This window comes from Mesorhizobium sp. LNHC252B00, from assembly GCF_000502955.1.
GTDB lineage: Bacteria > Pseudomonadota > Alphaproteobacteria > Rhizobiales > Rhizobiaceae > Mesorhizobium.
In genome coordinates, this window is sequence record NZ_AYWO01000015.1 from 127,756 (window position 1) to 144,704 (window position 16,949).

A 16,949-nucleotide genomic window follows, 5' to 3' on the forward strand; every position below is an offset into this window, starting at 1 on the left:
TCCCAGCCATGCTAGCCGATACCGCTACATACTCAATCGATTTAGGTGAGCCTGGTCCGGCTTACCCTGCGGCAATTTGGCCATTGAAGCGCGGCGCGCTCAGACGATCTGCGCGTCGCGCTTCAAAATTTTGTTCCGTGCCTGTCGTTGTCCCAAACCGCTACGCACTTTGCCCATATGCCTCAAGCCGCGAGCGCTGCCTCGGGCGGAACCTTTGCACCGGTCATGAAAGCCACGGCATCGGACATCGTATATTGCTTGGGATCGATGACGCAGAGGCGACGGCCAAGCCGGTGGATGTGAATGCGGTCGGCCACTTCGAAGACATGCGGCATGTTGTGCGAGATGAGCACGATCGGCAGGCCGCGCTTCTTGACGTCGAGGATCAGTTCGAGCACGCGGCGGCTCTCCTTGACGCCAAGGGCTGCCGTCGGTTCATCCATGATCACCACACGACTGCCGAATGCGGCGGCGCGCGCCACCGCCACGCCTTGGCGCTGGCCGCCTGAGAGCGTTTCCACCGCCTGGGAGATGTTCTGGATCGTCATCAGGCCAAGTTCGGTGAGCTTGTCGCGGGCGCGCTTTTCCATCGCCGGACGGTCGAGCATACGAAGCCAGTCGCCCAGAAAACCCGGTTTGCGGATCTCGCGGCCAAGGAACATATTGTCGGCGATCGACAGCGCCGGCGACAGCGCCAGATTCTGATAGACGGTCTCGATGCCGGCTTCGCGGGCCTCCATCGGCGATTTGAAGGCGACGGGTTTGCCTTCAAGCCGAATCTCCCCTTCGTCGGGCACGGCCGCGCCGGAAATCGCCTTGATGAGCGACGACTTGCCGGCACCATTGTCGCCTATGACGGCGAGGATTTCGCCTGGGTAGAGGTCGAAGTCCGCATTGTCGAGAGCGGTGACGCGGCCATAGCGTTTGATCAGGCCACGAGCGGTGAGGATGGGTTCCTGAGTCATGGTCATGCCGAAACCTTTCTGATCCATTGGTCGACAGCCACGGCGCCGATGATCAGCACACCGGTGAGCAGCACTTTCCATTGCGGATCGGCGCCCAGCATGTTGAGGCCCATGGAGACGACGCCGACGATCATCGCGCCAAACAGCGTGCCCAGGATCGAGCCGCGTCCGCCGAACAGAGAAATACCGCCGATCACCGTCGCGGTGATCGCCTGCAGATTGTAGTCGGTAACGGCGGCGGACGGCGAGATCGACCCGTTGCGGCCGATCGAGACCCAGGCCGCGAAAGCTGCGATCAACCCGGCAAGGGTGTAGACCGTCACCAGCACCTTCTTGGTCTGGATACCCGACAGCTTCGCCGCTTCCTGGTCGTCGCCGACGGCGTAGACATGGCGGCCCCATGCCGTGTGATTGAGCACGTACCAGAGGATCATCACAAGCAAGACTGTCGCAATGACCCCGAGCGTCAGCACCGCGGTCCCAACCTTAAAGCTAAGGGCGAACAGATGCAGCAGCGGTGCCTGGTTGTCGACGTCGGTGTCGCGGATCGTCTCATTGGCCGAATAGATGAAATTCGTGGCCATGACGATGTTCCAGGTGCCAAGCGTCACGATGAAGGGCGGCAGCTTCATGTAGGCAACCAGCAGCCCGTTGAGCAGCCCGCAGGCCGCGCCGGCGGCAAGCCCGATCGCCACGGCGAGCACACTGGGCATACCGTAACTGACCGCGCAATTGCCGATGATCACCGCTGAAATCACCATGATGACGCCAATCGACAGGTCGATGCCGGCGGTCAGGATGACCAGCGTCTGCGCGGCGCCGAGAATGCCGACGATGGCAATCTGCTGCAGGATCAGCGTCAGCGTGTAGGACGAAAAGAACCGCCCTCCGATGGTGATGCCGAAGACGATGATTGCCAGAACCAGCACGATCAACGGCACTGCGGCCGGAGTCGAATGCAGGAAATGCTGGATGCGCTTGACGGCCGATTTGTGCTCGTCAAAAGCGGCTACGCTGGTGTCGCTGCCCGAGAGAACTTTCTCGAATTCTTGAGCTTGAGCCATATTTCCTCCCCGTGGGGCTGCAGCCAAACGCCGACGCCCGTCCACGCTTATCCGGTCTGCTGCCGGGATTGTTCGCGGTCACGCGACCATCGTCCACCCGAAGCGGCCGGGGATCAAGCCCCGACCGCTCAGGTTCGGTTGTTGCCGGTCAGACCGGCATCAGCCCCAGCACTTGGCGAGGCCTTCCTTGGTGTCTATGGACTTCACGCCGGTGGCCGGCTTGTCGGTCACCAGGTTGACGCCGGTGTCGAAGAAATTCTTGCCTTCGGTCGGCTTCGGCTTGGTTCCGTCCTTGGCGAAAGCTGCGATCGCCTCGATGCCAAGTGCCGCCATCTGCAGCGGATATTGCTGCGACGTGGCACCGATGACACCTTCGGCCACCGACTTCACGCCGGGGCAGCCGCCATCGACGGAAACGATCAGCACCTGGCTTTCAAGGCCGACGGCCTTGAGCGCCTGGTAGGCGCCGACAGCTGCGGGCTCGTTGATGGTGTGGATCACGTTGATGGTGTTGTCCTTCTGCAGAAGGTTCTCCATCGCCTTGCGGCCACCCTCCTCGTTGCCGTTGGTGACGTCGTGGCCGACGATGCGCGCATCGTCCTCATCGCCGATCTTGTTGGGATCCTTCACGTCGATGCCGTAGCCCATCATGAAGCCCTGGTCGCGCAGCACATCGACGGTCGGCTGCGAGGGGGTCAGGTCGAGGAAGCCGATCTTGGCGTCCTTGGCCTTGTCGCCGAGTGTAGCGGCGGCCCAGGCGCCGATCAGCTTACCGGCTTCGAGATTGTCCGTTGCAAAAGTCGCGTCGGCAGCGTCGATCGGATCGAGCGGCGTGTCGAGTGCAATTACCAGCAGACCTGCGTCACGCGCCTTCTTCACGGTTGGCACGATGCCCTTGGTGTCGGATGCCGTGATCAGGATACCCTTGGCGCCGTCGGCGATGCAGCTTTCGATCGCCGCGACCTGGCTCTCGCTGTCGCCGTCGATCTTGCCGGCGTAGGTCTTGAGGTCGACGCCGAGTTCCTTGGCCTTCGCCGTGGCGCCTTCCTTCATCTTGACGAAGAAGGGATTGGTGTCGGTCTTTGTGATCAGGCAGGCACCGACACCGGCCGCGGATGCGGACGAGGCAAACGCCATCAGGCTCAGAGCCGCGGCGGCAAACACGGTCGATTTCAACAGTTTTGTATTGGTCACGATCTTCCTCCCAGTGGAACCATTCCGGATGCCGGCCAACCGGCACCTGCGGCGCATCCAACGAAATTCTCCCAGCGTGGACGCTGTCTCAACAGACACCAGCCCGAGGCTTCTGTCAATAATTAAATCACTCTTATTTATTATTGACAGTCTTGCTTCGTTCACCCATTCTGGCCCGAAAAGCCTTGAAGGGAAACGACGGGAGGAACAGGGTGGAAACCGCCATTGCGAGGCACGGTTCGCCCGAGATGAATGACAGCCTCATTCACCGCGGCACCAACCAAAGTGGCATGCGCGACCACAACGAGCGGTTGGTGCTCTCGCTGGTGCGTCAGCATGGCAGCCTGGCGAAATCCGACATCGCCCGCATGACCGGACTTTCGGCGCAGACGGTTTCGGTCATCATGCGCGAACTGGAGGAAGAAAACCTTCTGCTGCGCCAGGCGCCGTTGCGCGGCAAGATCGGCCAGCCCTCCATCCCGATGGCGCTCAATCCCGAAGGCGCTTTCTTCATCGGCCTGAAGATCGGGCGGCGCAGCGCCGAACTCGTGCTGATCGACTTTCTCGGCAATGTGCGCTCGATGCTGCAGCATTCATACCGCTACCCGGCGCCACGCGAGACGGTGGACTTCGTGAGCAACGGCATGCGGCAGATGCGTGGCGAACTGACGCCCGCACAGGACAAGCGTATCGCTGGGCTCGGCATCGCCATGCCGTTCGAATTGTGGAACTGGGCCGATACCGCCGGCGCCCCGCGCGACGTCATGGACGAATGGCGTCATCGCGACATCAGGGGCGACATCCAGGCGCAATGCGATTTTCCAGTCTACCTGCAGAACGACGCTACTTCAGCCTGCGGCGCAGAACTCGTCTTCGGTCAGGCGAGCGCTGCGCGTGACTTCGTCTACTTCTATATCGGCGCCTTTGCCGGTGGCGGCATCGTGCTGAATGGCCGGCTGTTTGGCGGCCCGACCGGCAATGCCGGCGCACTCGGTTCGATGCCCGTACCAGGGCCGGACGGCAAGCCGACACAATTGATCGACGTGGCGTCCATCGCCATGCTCGAAAAGGCGCTCAATGCGCGCGGCGTCGAGGCCTCGCATCTGTGGACGTCGCCGGAAGACTGGGGCGAGATCGGCGCCGAACTCGAGGACTGGATCGCCAGTGCTTCGCGAGCGCTCGCCTACGCGATCGTCGCCGCGTCCTCGGTCATCGATTTCGAAGCGGCAGTCATCGACGGATGGATGCCGAAGGCCGTGCGCCGCCGGCTGGTCGATGCCATCATCGCGGCCATCGCCACGATCGACGGCGAAGGCTTGAAGCTGCCCGCCGTTCGCGAGGGAACCGTCGGCATTCATGCCAGGGCGCTCGGCGGCGCCAGCCTGCCACTTTCCGAACGCTTCCTGATTGGCTCGACGACGATTTCCAGGAGCGCCTGATGTTGATCGGAATCCCGGCGCTGCTCGGTCCGGAGCTTCTCGCGATCTTGCGCGGCATGGGCCATGGCGACGAAATCGCCCTTGTCGACGGAAATTATCCGGCCGAGCAACAGGCGACCCGGCTGGTGCGGGCCGACGGTCACGATCTTATTCCTGTGCTCGACGCGATATTGAGCATCTTGCCTGTCGATGACCTTGTGCCGGAGGCGCTGTTTCGTGCCTCCGTCAAAGGCGATCCCTCGCTTGCCGATCCTGTCCACCGGGAGATCGAGGCAACCTGCGCCAAACGCGCTCCGGGCCGCAAGGTGGTTGCACTGGCTGGCGCCGACTTCTATGCACGGGTCAAATCGGCGTATGCCATCGTCGCGACAAGCGAGCCGCGGCTCTATGCCAACATCATCATCCGCAAGGGCGTGATCTATCCGCCGGAGACCAGGAAGCCATGATCCTCTGCTGCGGCGAAGCCCTGATCGACATGCTGCCGCGCACGACGACGGCGGGCGAGCCGGCTTTTGCACCTTATGTCGGCGGCGCCGTGTTCAACACGGCGATCGCACTTGGTCGGCTCGGCGCGCCGGCCGGCTTCTTTTCCGGCCTGTCGTCGGATCTATTCGGCGGTCAGTTCAGGGATGCGCTGGAGGCGAGCAAGGTCAGCTCCACCTATGCACACACCTCGCCACGACCGACCACATTGGCCTTCGTCAAGCTCACCAACGGCCAGGCGACCTACACCTTCTATGACGAGAACACCGCTGGCCGCATGCTCACCGTCGACGACCTACCGCAGCTCGGCGGCGAGATCGAAGCCATGCTGTTCGGCGCCATCAGCCTGATCTCCGAGCCCGCCGGCAGTGCCTATGAAGAGTTCATGCGGCGCGAGCATGGAAGCCGTGTCATGATGCTCGATCCCAACATCCGGCCGAACTTCATCCCGGACAAGGCCAAGCACCTCAGGCGCATCCGCGCCATGATGACAATGGCCGATATCGTGAAACTGTCGGACGAAGATTTGAACTGGTTCGGCGAAGCTGGCTCGCATGAGGATGTCATCAACAGCTGGCTGGACCGCGGTCCCAAGCTGATCGTCGTCACGCATGGCAGCGAAGGCGCCGTCGGCTACAGCAAGGAGCACGCCGTCACGGTGATGCCGGAAAGGGTCGAGGTGGTCGACACGGTCGGCGCCGGCGACACGTTCAATGCAGGGATCCTCGCCTCGCTTCATGAACAAGGCCTGCTGACGAAGACGGCAATCGCCAGCCTTTCCCGGGATGCCATCGGCAAGGCGCTGGCGCTTGGCGCCAAGGCGGCGGCGGTCACGGTCTCGCGGGCCGGTGCAAATCCACCCTGGCGGCACGAGATCGCCTGAGCGGCCCGAACGTGCTCAAGATTGGTTGAGCCCGTCGATCACTTTATGTTTCGCTGGGCCGATGCCAGGGATAACAGGGGCAGGATCGTGCCTGATGAAGGCCGGAATTCCGGCATCTCGCGAAGACATGCCGGGAAATACGGGTAACAGACTGCGACACCTGGGCAATTCGCGGTTTTGCCTGTCCGGCTTTCTCGGCAGGCGCAACTCTGGTACCAGCGGCCGGTTATCTGGCTAAACCGCTTTTTGAGGCCGACATGCAGTTCATCGATCTTGGCGCGCAGCGCGAACGAATCCGCGACCGGCTGAAGGCCGCGATCGACCGCGTGGTCGATGAGGGCCGCTATATTCTCGGCCCCCAGGTCACCGAATTCGAAAACAAGCTCGCCGCCTATATTGGCACCAAGCATGTCGTGGCCTGTGCCAACGGCACGGATGCATTGCTGTTGCCGCTATTTGCGGCCGGGGTTGGTCCGGGCGACGCGGTCTTCGTGCCGAGCTTCACTTTCGCCGCCACCGCCGAAGTGGTGGCGCTGGCCAAGGCCGAGCCGGTGTTCGTCGATGTCGACCCGCATACGTACAATATCGACATTGCCAGTCTTGAGGCGGCCATCGCCATGATCAAGAAAGAAGGCCGGCTGAAGCCGAAGGCAATCATTCCCGTCGATCTGTTCGGCCTTGCCGCCGACTACGAGGCGATCATGGCGATTGCCAACCGCGAAGGGCTGATGGTGATCGAGGATGCCGCCCAGTCGATGGGCGGTTCGCTCGAAGGCAAGATGTGCGGTTCCTTCGGCGCGGTCGGCTCGACCAGCTTCTATCCGGCAAAGCCGCTTGGCTGCTATGGTGACGGCGGCGCGATGTTCACCAATGACGATGCGCTGGCCGAGCAGCTCAGATCCTTCGCCTTCCACGGCAAGGGCGAGACGCAATACGACAATGTCCGCGTCGGCATCAATTCACGGCTCGACACGATACAGGCGGCAATCCTGATCGAAAAGCTGGCCATTCTCGAAGACGAGATGGTTGCCCGCCAGGTGGTGGCAATGCGCTATGCGGACGGACTTGGCGACATCGTTACCGCCGCCCGCAATCTGGACGGCAGCCGTTCGGCCTGGGCGCAGTACGCGATCGAGACGCCGAAGCGCGACGGCTTGAAGGCGCATCTTGGTGAAAAGGGTATTCCGTCTGTTATCTACTATGTGAAGCCGCTGCATGCCCAGGTCGCTTACCGCGACTACCCGCGCACGCCGACCGGCCTTGCCGTGTCAGAAGACCTGCCGAAGCGAATCCTCTGTCTGCCGATGCACCCCTATCTGAGCGAAGCCGACCAGGACCGCATCATCGAGACGATCCGCAACTACATCGGATCGAATTCAGCGCAGGCCGCAGCCGAGTAAGCTGCCGGGCCTTCTCAAGCGGGGCTGGCCCCTGCCCCGCTGGCAATAAAATGCGGATTGGCAAAATCCTCGTCGTCGCTTTGCCTGCGCTTGCCATAGAGCAAAGGTTGGCCGTCCAGTGTGCGTGTCATGCCGCCGGCCGCGCGCAACACGGCGTCGCCCGCTGCCGTGTCCCATTCCATGGTGCGACCAAAGCGCGGATAGACATCCGCCTCGGCGCTGGCGACAAGACAGAATTTCAAGGACGAACCGACCGAGACGATTTCGGCGGCGCCGAGGTCGCGAATATAGGCCTCGGTTTCCGGCGTGTTGTGCGACCGACTGGCAACGACGGCCAGCGGCGCGACGGCTGTTCTCACCGAAATCGGCCGACGGGCTGTGATCTGGAAGTCGCCATTGATTTCCAGAGATTCCGCCTTGCCCGGCAGGCCCGAAAAGAAGCGGCCCGTGCAGGGGGCAAAGACGACGCCGACCTCCGGCACGCCGTGACGGACAAGCGCGATGTTGACGGTGAAATCGGTGCGGCGGTTGACGAATTCCTTGGTGCCGTCGAGCGGATCGATGAGAAAGAAGGCCCCGTCCAGGTTGGGCGGTACGATGCCGGCGGATGCTTCCTCTTCGGCCACGCAAGGTATGTCGGGAAATGCGGCGCGCAGTCCGGCGAGAATGATCTTCTCACTCTCACGGTCCGCCTCGGTCACTGGCGACGAATCGGACTTGCGGTCGACCGCACAGCCGGCATGGAACACGCGCATCACCTCGCGCCCGGCCGCCAGCGCAAGCCGCTCGAAGATTTCGAGCACCTCGCTGTCGTCAGATGCCGCCGCCGCTGTCGTATTGGTCTTCGGCAATGTCGCGCTCGTTCAGCCAGTGTTCCAGGGCGTCTACCATCTGTTCGGCCGACTTGCCGAGTGTCTGGAGATGGATTTCCGGGTTTTGCGGCGCTTCGTAGGGAGAATCGACGCCGGTGAAATNACGCGATCGGCGTCGGTGAAACCAAGATCGCGGTTGAGACCGTGCCGGACGTTGTCGCCGTCCAGGATATAGGTGTGGCGGCCGGTGGCGAACAGCTTCCTTTCGAACAGGTTGGCGATGGTCGACTTGCCGGAGCCCGACAGTCCGGTGAACCAGAACACCGCGGGCCGCTGGTTCTTCATGTCGGCGCGCACACGCTTGCCGACGTCGAGCGACTGCCAGTGGATGTTTTCGGCGCGGCGCAGCGTGTGCAGGATCATGCCGGCGCCGACGGTGGCATTCGAGATGCNCATGTTGCCGCGCGAGATCTCGACCTCGTCGTCAAGAACCAGCGTGACGGCCTGGCCGGCAGCCGCCTGGGCAAGATCGCCGCCATGCGAGACGATCCGCTTGACGCGCGAAGACTTGCCCGACTTGGCGACAACGATCTCGTCGCCTGACGCGACCGAGCCGGAGGCGATCGTGCCGGCAAAACCGCGAAAGTCGAGATTGGGGCGATTGACATACTGGACCGGAAAACGGAACGGCAGGTCGACCACCGCTGCATCGACCGACACGGTTTCGAGATGCTCGATCAGCGTCGGCCCGGAATGCCACTCCATGTTGTCCGAGCGGCGACTGACATTGTCGCCATAACGAGCCGACATCGGGATCGGCACGATGGTCTGGAAGCCGAGATCGCGCGAGAATTGCCGGTAGNTGCTTGCGCGAATCGCGTTCGAGCGCGGCGAGCTGGTCCTCGAAAATCTGCTTGGTGTCGGAAAGCAGGCGCCCGATCAGCGTCGACTTGCCGTCATCGACCGAACCGCAGGTCAGGAAGCGCAGCAGCGACTTCTTCTCCTGCGCCGCCAGATAATCGCGCACGCCGTCGGTGGGTGCGAGGCTCTTTGCCATGATGTGGCGCATGGTCAAAAGTACCCCTCGCGCTTCTTCTTTTCCATCGAGCCGGCTTCGTCGCGGTCGATCAGGCGACCCTGCCGTTCGGAGGTGCGCGCGGTCAGCATCTCACCGACGATGGCTTCCAGTGTGTCGGCACCCGATTCGATGGCACCGGTCAGTGGGTAGCAGCCCAGCGTGCGGAAACGCACCAGCCGGTTCTCCACCGTCTCGCCGGGGCGCAGTTTCATGCGCTCATCATCGCGCAGGATCAGCATGCCGTCGCGTTCCACCACCGGCCGCTCCTTGGCGAAATAGAGCGGCACGATCGGGATACTCTCCTGCAGGATGTACTGCCAGATGTCGAGTTCGGTCCAGTTCGAGAGCGGAAAGACGCGGATCGATTCACCCGATGCAACACGGGTGTTGAATATCTTCCACATCTCGGGGCGTTGGTTCTTGGGATCCCACACATGCTGGGCGTTGCGGAAGGAAAAGATGCGCTCCTTGGCGCGCGACTTCTCCTCGTCGCGACGAGCGCCGCCAAAGGCCGCGTCGAAACCGTATTTGTCGAGCGCCTGGCGCAGCGCCACTGTCTTCATCACATGGGTGTGCGTGTTCGAGCCATGATCGAACGGATTGATGTTATCGCGCACACCATCTTCGTTGACGTGAACCAGGAGATCGAAGCCGAGTCTTTGCGCCATCAGATCGCGAAAGGCGATCATCTCACGGAATTTCCAAGTCGTATCGACGTGGAGAAATGGGAACGGCGGCTTGGCGGGATAAAACGCCTTCATCGCCAGATGCATCAGCACGGATGAATCCTTGCCGACCGAATAGAGCATAACCGGCTTGGAAAAGACGGCCGCAACCTCGCGGAATATGTGAATGGATTCGGCTTCAAGCCGCTGAAGATGCGTAAGCTCTGTTGTCATGGACTGTGAGCGTTCTTTCGTACCTTCCAACAGAAGACTTCGCCTCAAATCATCGAGCTTTTTGCGCCCGGTTCAAGCCCTGCTTCTGGACAATCTCTCTCAAGCCGGCGTTCTAGCAGATCGCCATTGCCAAGAACAATGCAAGACTGGCGCGCCGACGCACGGTTCGGGAATGAATTTTCCAAGGATACCGCCAAACCCGGAAATTCCTGCTCGTGGGTCCGAAGTCCGGGAAACCGCGGGAAAAATATTGCTTGGATAGACATGCGACTGCCCTTCCAGGAATTCTCCAGATCGATCGGCGCAGGCTGCCGATTTTTCAGCGGCAAGCGGTCCGACACACTTTCGAAAAGCGAACCCAGCCGCTATACCAGCCTTGGGAAGCGGGCAAGTGCATGATGTAGGGTGGTAATTCGGGGCGAGGCATTCTACTTCGCCAGACAAGATCCGCCGCATGAACTTCCCGAAAAATAGCGAGCCCGACAATTGAACCGGCTTTCATCCCTGAGACAGCAATTCACGCCTTCGTGGATCAATATCTACTTCTCCATTCTTTGCTTCTTTTTTCCACCGGTTCTGGGATCGGTGGTCAGCTTTGTGTTCAACGGCGGGGCCCTAGCTTCCATCGTACTGATTGCCTCTGGGAAAAGGCGCTTTAACGCAGACCGGCCGGTGATCTGGCTGACGGTCGCGATCTATGCCTACTGCGCGGCCAATCTCCTGGCCACCGTCGTCAACAATTCGTTCGTCCGCGATGCGCCGCACCTTATCCCGCTCGTCACCTTCCTGTTTTTCCCCGTCTCCTATTCGACCTGGAGCATTACGCAGAAAACCACGCTTGCCCGCATCATCGTACTCAGCAGCATGGTCGCCTGTTTTGTCGCGCTGCCGATGGCTGTCATCCAGCAATATTGGATTGGGGTCAGGGCCGAGGGCGGGGCCGGCAATCCGATCATCTTTGCAACCGTGCTCTGCCTTGCCGTAACGGTTTGTGTGGCCGGTGCCTTGTCAGGCATAGAGCGAGCCCGGAGTCCTATCTTTCACGCCGCGCTGGCCGGGACGATCGCCATGATCTATTCCGGTTCGCGTATCGTTTGGCTGGCACTGCTGATTGCCGGCATCGCTGTTTTGCTTATTAACCATCAGAGGCTCAGAGGCAGGAATGCCGCTCGTGTGCTTCTGCTGCTGGTGGCAGTCGGCGTCGTGGTCGCCGCCTTCGGCTTCCAGGCGATATCCGGGCGCGTCGCCTTTCTGCACTCCGATTGGAATGCGCTTGGCGCGCAGGGCAATTACGACAGCTCACTGGGAATACGTTTGGCGCTTTGGGAGATCGGCCTCAAAGCATTCCATGACATGCCGCTGTTCGGACATGGGGTGGGTGCGACCCAGTCTTTGATCAAGCAGGGCTTTCATGATCAGTTCGCGATGGACGCAGGCTTCAATCATTTTCACAACGGCTTCCTGACCGCCTTGGTGCAAGCAGGAATTCTGGGCGCCGCAACGCTGGCGGCGATCTTTGTCGTTGCCGCTGGAAATGCTGCTCGGGTCTTACGAAACAGCAGTGATCCGGTCGAACGGTTCGGCGCCACCATGATTGTCGTCGTGGTGATAACCTATCTCACGGCCGGAATGACGGGCATCCTGGTCGGCCATGACATTCTGGACTCGGTGCTGATGATCTTCCTGGTGTGTGGAACGTATCTTGCCTCCGGCCGTCAGGCTCCGTTGATGGAAAAGCATGCACCTCCACCAGTAATGGAAGAGCAGGAGCTTCCGGCAGCCACCCAAGAGCTGTTGCGGGCAAGGCAATGAAGGTCCTGGTCACCGGCGCGACGGGCTTCATCGGGCGCCTTATCGTGCAAAAACTTCGCCAAGCCGGCGCCGAGCTTCGTCTCGCTTCCCGCCATCCGGAAAGGCTTGGGTCGGGGGATGGCGCGGTGCTGATGCCCAATTTCGATGCACCGGCCGCGGCCTTCCTGGCACTCACCAGGGATGTGACCCACGTCGTCCATTGTGCCGGCCTCAATAATGATCGGGGCAATGCCACCGAAGCCGACTATTGGGCGGCCAATGTGGAATTGAGCGCGCGGCTGGCGCATGCCGCGGCGGCACAGGTAAGCGGACGCTTCATCCATCTCTCCTCGATCCGGGCCGTGATCGGTGCTTGCGTCAGCGCAACGATCGACGAAAACACTCTTCCTGCCCCGCAATGCGTCTATGGACGCTCCAAACGCGAAGGCGAGATCGAGGTTTTGGGCGCCTATGCGTCGCAAGGCCGTTCCGACGCCGCCGTGTTGCGCCTGCCCCCGGTCTATGGAAACGGCATGAAGGGCAATCTCGCTACGCTGATGCGCCTTGCCGATACGGCGCTGCCGCTGCCGACCGGCTCCCTGACGGGAATCCGCTCGCTGACGTCATCCGGGGCGGCAGTGCGAGCGGTGTCGCACCTGCTGAGCCATTCGGGGTCACTTCACCCGATCTATGTCGGCGCCGATGTGCCGCCGGTCGCAGTCGAGGCCATCATCGCCGCGTTTCGCAGAGGTTTGGGGCGGCCGATGCGCGTGATGGCCATACCAGCCGGCCTGATACGACCGGCGGCGGCCGTGCTGGGCAGGCGGGCGTTTTGGGACAGTCTGACCGCGACACAGATATGCGACCCTGCTCTGCTGATATCGCAGGGGTGGACGCCTGAAACCGACACGCTGGAGAGGCTGGCGGAGCTGGCGCGGCTTGGTAAATCCCGACTCCTTGTTTGACCATGATGATGGCCAGTCAGCTTCGATAGAACGTTCCAAGCAGAATCCGAAGGTCGAGCCAGAAGGACGCCGCATCGAGATAGGCGGCATCCGTTTCAGCCAGAAGCTTCGGGTTCGACATGTCGATGCCCTTGATCTGGGCCAGGCCGGTTATGCCCGGAAGCGCCGCCAGAACCCCCAGCCGCCTGCGGCACTCGATCAATTCCGCTTGGGTCGGCAAACAGGGGCGCGGGCCGACCAGGCTCATCTCGCCCTTCAGAACGTTCCAGAATTGCGGCAGCTCATCGAGCTTGAACTTCCGCAGGACTTTTCCGACCGATGTCACGGAATTCGGTGGTGCCTCATGCGAGGGCAATGACGGCGTCCCGACATACATGGTGCGCAATTTGTGACAGCGAAAAAGCCGCCCGTCGCGGCCGACCCGCGTCTGCGAAAAGATGGCAGGACCGGGCGACGAGACCCGAACGGCAAGGACGGCAAGCGCCAAAACGGGAGATGTGACCACCAGCAGCAGAGCCGCACCGGCAAGATCGAAGATGTGCTTGGTTGCCTTCATGAACGACCGATCATGCTCCCTGCCAAAGTCCCGAGGCGACGCCACAGGCGAGGCCTGACAATCGCGTCGACGTAGCATGAGCTCATCTCTTGACCAAGCGCATCACGCAGCCGTTCGATGCTCAGATGCGTCCGAGGATGAAAGCGAGATAGAGCCCCAGGGTGCCGGAAACCGTCTGCCGATAGACACCGCTTTTGCGCAAGCCAGCCAAGCGGCGGAAAAGACCGCCCTCCCGCCCGCGGATGAACAGGTCGAGGCACGCCGCCGCGTCCTCGGTCAGCAGGTCGCGATTGACGGCAAGACCGTCAAGGTTGAGGTCCGTCCAGCCGGCAAACTCGCCCTTGAACAGGCGGCCAAGCCGGGAAGCCCTTGCCTTCCACGACACATTGGCTCCAACCAGGTTTGCCGCGTGCTGCCGGTAGCGCACCAGTGGCCGCGGATCGTAGTGGACGATGCCGCCGGCTGCGGTCACGATGAGATAGGCCCACCAGTCATGGCTGACGAACGCGGTCCGCGCGCAGGCCCTGGCCAGCAGGTTGCGTGCCGCGGCGTTGAGCAGGATGGTGTTGCCGCCGGCGATGCTTTGCACAAGCGCGTTGCGAAAGGACGGCGGCCGGTCAAACAGCGGCGAATGGCCTACAAGGCTTCCCGTTTCCGTCATGGTCGCGGTTCGCGAGCAAAACATCAGCGGCGTTTTTGCGTCATGGGCCTGCATCCAGCGGATGGCGCTTTCCAGCCTGTCGGGCTCCCAGATATCGTCCTGGTCGCAGAAGGCATAGCCGTCCGCATCGATACGTCGATCAAGGATCATCGACCGGAAATTGGCCGCGAATCCTTGCCGCGGCCCCTCCACAAGGGTCATTCGACCCTTGGGCCAGCGGGATTGCCATGCCTCGATAATCGCGGTCGTACCATCGATGGAACCATCGTCGGATATCCACAGGTCGACCAGACGGTGCGACTGGGCGAGCAGCGACTGCAGCTGCTCATCGATGAAGGCGGCGCCATCTTTCGTGCCCATCAGGACTGCGATGCGCAGGTCTGCTTTATCCACGAACGTCAAACACCTTGCATATGCCAGAGATTTCCGGATCCCATATCATGGTCGCGTCGGAAGAAGAGCGGCTTAGCCCGCCTGCCCGACCGTTTTCGGGATCGCATCTTGATGAATGCTTCCCCTGGCCTTCTTGGCGCGGTCAAGGCCTGCCAGCACGGCGAGCGCGGCAGCCTTGTCCTGATTTTTTGCTGCCTGCTGCAGCGCCGTGAGCGCGACCTGGACATCCGACCATTCCACGACGTCCGTGCTGAGGCCAAAAATCTTCGAAATGTCGAGTTCGACGAGTTCCTCGTCTTCGCCATGCAGCGTTTCGTGGAGCTTTTCGCCAGGCCTTATACCGGTGAACCTGATTGCGATGTCCTTGTACGGACTCTTTCCGGACAGGCGGATCATCGTTTCGGCCACTTCAAGAATCGGCACCGGCTTGCCCATGTCGAGCATATAGACGGCATAATCGTCCCCGCTCTGCCGCGACGCGGCATCGGCCGCCGACATGATGACGAGATCGACGGCTTCGGCCACGGTCATGAAATAGCGTGTCATGCGCTGGTCGGTGATGGTGACTGGCCCCCCGGCCTCGATCTGCGCCTGGAATATGGTCGCAACCGAACCATTGCTGCCAAAGACATTGCCGAACCGCACGGCTATGAACTTGGTGGCGGAGCGACGCCCGCCCGGCTCGGCCGCCGGCATCCCATGCAAGGCGCTGACGATCTGTTCGGCGGCCCGCTTCGTCATGCCAAGCACCGACGAGGGATCCACCGCCTTGTCGCTCGATATCAGGACAAACTGCGCAACCCCGCATTTGGCGGCGACCTCGGCACAGACCAGCGTTCCGAAAATATTGGTCTGGATGGCCGACTCCCAGTTTTCCTCGAGCAGCGGAACGTGTTTGAGCGCGGCGGCATGAAAAATGATATCAGGCCGGAATTCGGTGACGACCCGCGTTATCTGGCGCCGGTCCGCGACATCGACGATACGGACCTTGAGGCGGTCGTGGTCGTTCTCGTCAATATACTGGCTCAGCTGGAAGATGCCGAACTCGGAATTGTCGGCGACCAGCACCGCCTCCGCTCCCAGTTCCAGCGACCGTTTGACCAGAGTTCGGCCGATCGAGCCGGCACCGCCCGTGACCAGAACGCGCTTGCCGCCGATAAAAGCACCGATGCGCTCGATATCGGACGCGACTGTCGGACGGCGCAGGATCGTTTCCATCTCGACGGTGTCGAGCACCAGCTTTCCGTGCCGCTCCAGCTCCGACAGACCGGAGAACTGCACCACATTGATGTCGCCGTGCCGGGCGACGCGGACGAGTTCCGAATAGTCCTCGATCTCGTGCTCGGCGCCGCTGCCGAAAATCAGCAGGTCCAGGCTTTTGGTGCCGCTCGCATAGTCTTCCAAAACGTCGATCAGACGCGGCAGGGTCGCCACGACGGGAACACCCTGTATGCGCGTGCCCAACGGCGCGCCGCGTTCGGTCGCCATGATGCCGGCGATGGAATAGTCCGCCGGCTGCGCCGTGCGCGTGAAGCGGATGATCAGGTCGGCCTCGCCGAGCCGGCCGACGAACAGCGCGCGCTTGACCTCGGTCTCGCCGGTCTTGCGGCTCAGAATGCCCCAGCTCGCGCCGTCACGCAGGAAGCGGTAGAACAGCCGCGGCGCCGATATGATCGTGAAGGAGACGAGGAAGAAGACGATGAACTGGCGCTCGTTGAGACCCTGCACCGGTTGGAAAGAACGAACCACACGCGAAGCTGCATACAGGGCGAGCGTCAAAGTCCCGCAGCTCTTGAGGATGTTGAAAAAGTCCGGCGTCGAGGCAAAGCGCCAGACGGTCGTGTAGAGGCCAGAATATCTGAACAGCAGATGGCTGATGAGAACAATGGCTGCCCAGGTTGCTAAACCCTCGTTGGACAGCGGTTCGAACGAAAGATCCGACCGCGAAAGCACGAGGCTGAGCGCCACGGCGACCAGGACCATGACCACGTCCTGGACCATGATGAACGCGCGCCGCATCTGTGGCCGAAGTCCCAATACTGCTTGGAGGTAAGAATTCATTGGAAGGCACTAGACTCCAGGCTCACGGATACGAACACCGCCAAGATGCAAACACGAAGATGCTGCGTGTCCACTTTCTCAAAATTGCTATCCCCGGCCCCCGCCGTCCTGTATCGCATACTGCGGGGTTGACGGCATAGCCAGATGTTTTTTGGTAGAGCGCGCGCATAATAGTAATCTTGACGCCCTGTAGCCGGATGCTGTTGCCGATCCAGCGCTTGCGATGTACACACGCCGCAACGTCAGCGTGTATCCAGTTTTGCCGCAGTTGACTCTGCTCCCGACCTCGTTACGACGCTACGCGT

Annotated in this window: 15 protein-coding genes; 6 read left to right on the forward strand and 9 right to left on the reverse strand. The window is 61.5% G+C overall.

Annotation, left to right across the window (positions count from 1 at the left end; all coding sequences use genetic code 11):
• Positions 1-182 precede the first annotated feature (182 nt).
• The 3 genes from X744_RS151280 to X744_RS151270 all read right to left on the reverse strand — a co-directional run bounded on the left by X744_RS151280 (position 183) and on the right by X744_RS151270 (position 3,205).
• Positions 183-965 (reverse strand): ATP-binding cassette domain-containing protein, encoded by a 783-nt coding sequence (locus X744_RS151280; RefSeq protein WP_023760533.1) that lies wholly within the window; start codon positions 963-965, stop codon positions 183-185.
• Positions 966-967: 2 nt separating this feature from the next.
• Positions 968-2,029 carry an ABC transporter permease gene (locus X744_RS151275; RefSeq protein WP_023760534.1) on the reverse strand — a complete coding sequence of 354 codons (1,062 nt, stop codon included), beginning with the start codon at positions 2,027-2,029 and terminating at the stop codon, positions 968-970.
• Between the two features lie 159 nt (positions 2,030-2,188).
• Positions 2,189-3,205: a sugar ABC transporter substrate-binding protein gene (locus tag X744_RS151270; protein ID WP_023760535.1), complete on the reverse strand. Its 1,017-nt coding sequence runs from the start codon at positions 3,203-3,205 to the stop codon at positions 2,189-2,191.
• A 230-nt stretch (positions 3,206-3,435) separates the two neighbouring features.
• Between X744_RS151270 and X744_RS151265 the strand changes: the two genes are divergently transcribed.
• The 4 genes from X744_RS151265 (at position 3,436) to X744_RS151250 (ending at position 7,428) form a co-directional block, all read left to right on the forward strand.
• Positions 3,436-4,662: an ROK family transcriptional regulator gene (locus tag X744_RS151265; RefSeq protein WP_023760536.1), complete on the forward strand. Its 1,227-nt coding sequence runs from the start codon at positions 3,436-3,438 to the stop codon at positions 4,660-4,662.
• A complete protein-coding gene (locus X744_RS151260) occupies positions 4,662-5,108 on the forward strand; it encodes an RbsD/FucU domain-containing protein (RefSeq protein ID WP_023760537.1) in 447 nt (148 codons plus the stop codon). Before X744_RS151265 ends, X744_RS151260 begins: the two co-directional genes overlap by 1 nt.
• Positions 5,105-6,028: a carbohydrate kinase gene (locus X744_RS151255; RefSeq protein WP_023760538.1), complete on the forward strand. Its 924-nt coding sequence runs from the start codon at positions 5,105-5,107 to the stop codon at positions 6,026-6,028. The genes X744_RS151260 and X744_RS151255 overlap by 4 nt, the downstream gene beginning before the upstream one ends.
• A 257-nt stretch (positions 6,029-6,285) precedes the next feature.
• Complete coding sequence (locus tag X744_RS151250; protein WP_023760539.1) at positions 6,286-7,428, forward strand: DegT/DnrJ/EryC1/StrS aminotransferase family protein; 1,143 nt, start codon at positions 6,286-6,288, stop codon at positions 7,426-7,428.
• 14 nt (positions 7,429-7,442) lie between these two features.
• Here X744_RS151250 and cysQ read toward each other — a convergent pair whose 3' ends face one another.
• The 3 genes from cysQ to cysD form a co-directional block, all read right to left on the reverse strand.
• Positions 7,443-8,231: a 3'(2'),5'-bisphosphate nucleotidase CysQ gene (cysQ, locus tag X744_RS151245; RefSeq protein ID WP_031260640.1), complete on the reverse strand. Its 789-nt coding sequence runs from the start codon at positions 8,229-8,231 to the stop codon at positions 7,443-7,445.
• Between the two features lie 81 nt (positions 8,232-8,312).
• Positions 8,313-9,050: an adenylyl-sulfate kinase gene (locus tag X744_RS01000000169970; protein ID WP_023760541.1), complete on the reverse strand. Its 738-nt coding sequence runs from the start codon at positions 9,048-9,050 to the stop codon at positions 8,313-8,315.
• Positions 9,051-9,311: 261 nt separating this feature from the next.
• Entirely contained in the window at positions 9,312-10,217 is a 906-nt protein-coding gene (gene cysD, locus X744_RS151240; protein WP_023760543.1) for a sulfate adenylyltransferase subunit CysD, read from the reverse strand.
• Between the two features lie 486 nt (positions 10,218-10,703).
• Here cysD and X744_RS151235 point away from each other — a divergent pair, with 486 nt between their 5' ends.
• Positions 10,704-12,029 carry an O-antigen ligase gene (locus tag X744_RS151235; protein ID WP_023760544.1) on the forward strand — a complete coding sequence of 442 codons (1,326 nt, stop codon included), beginning with the start codon at positions 10,704-10,706 and terminating at the stop codon, positions 12,027-12,029.
• A complete protein-coding gene (locus X744_RS151230) occupies positions 12,026-12,973 on the forward strand; it encodes an NAD-dependent epimerase/dehydratase family protein (protein ID WP_023760545.1) in 948 nt (315 codons plus the stop codon). Before X744_RS151235 ends, X744_RS151230 begins: the two co-directional genes overlap by 4 nt.
• A gap of 16 nt (positions 12,974-12,989) precedes the next feature.
• Here X744_RS151230 and X744_RS151225 read toward each other — a convergent pair whose 3' ends face one another.
• The 3 genes from X744_RS151225 to X744_RS151215 form a co-directional block, all read right to left on the reverse strand.
• Positions 12,990-13,529, reverse strand: coding sequence for a sugar transferase (locus X744_RS151225; RefSeq protein WP_023760546.1), 540 nt, complete (start codon positions 13,527-13,529; stop codon positions 12,990-12,992).
• A 121-nt stretch (positions 13,530-13,650) separates the two neighbouring features.
• Positions 13,651-14,583, reverse strand: coding sequence for a glycosyltransferase family 2 protein (locus X744_RS151220; RefSeq protein WP_023760547.1), 933 nt, complete (start codon positions 14,581-14,583; stop codon positions 13,651-13,653).
• Positions 14,584-14,655: 72 nt separating this feature from the next.
• Positions 14,656-16,602 (reverse strand): nucleoside-diphosphate sugar epimerase/dehydratase, encoded by a 1,947-nt coding sequence (locus X744_RS151215; protein WP_023760548.1) that lies wholly within the window; start codon positions 16,600-16,602, stop codon positions 14,656-14,658.
• Positions 16,603-16,949: the final 347 nt, after the last annotated feature.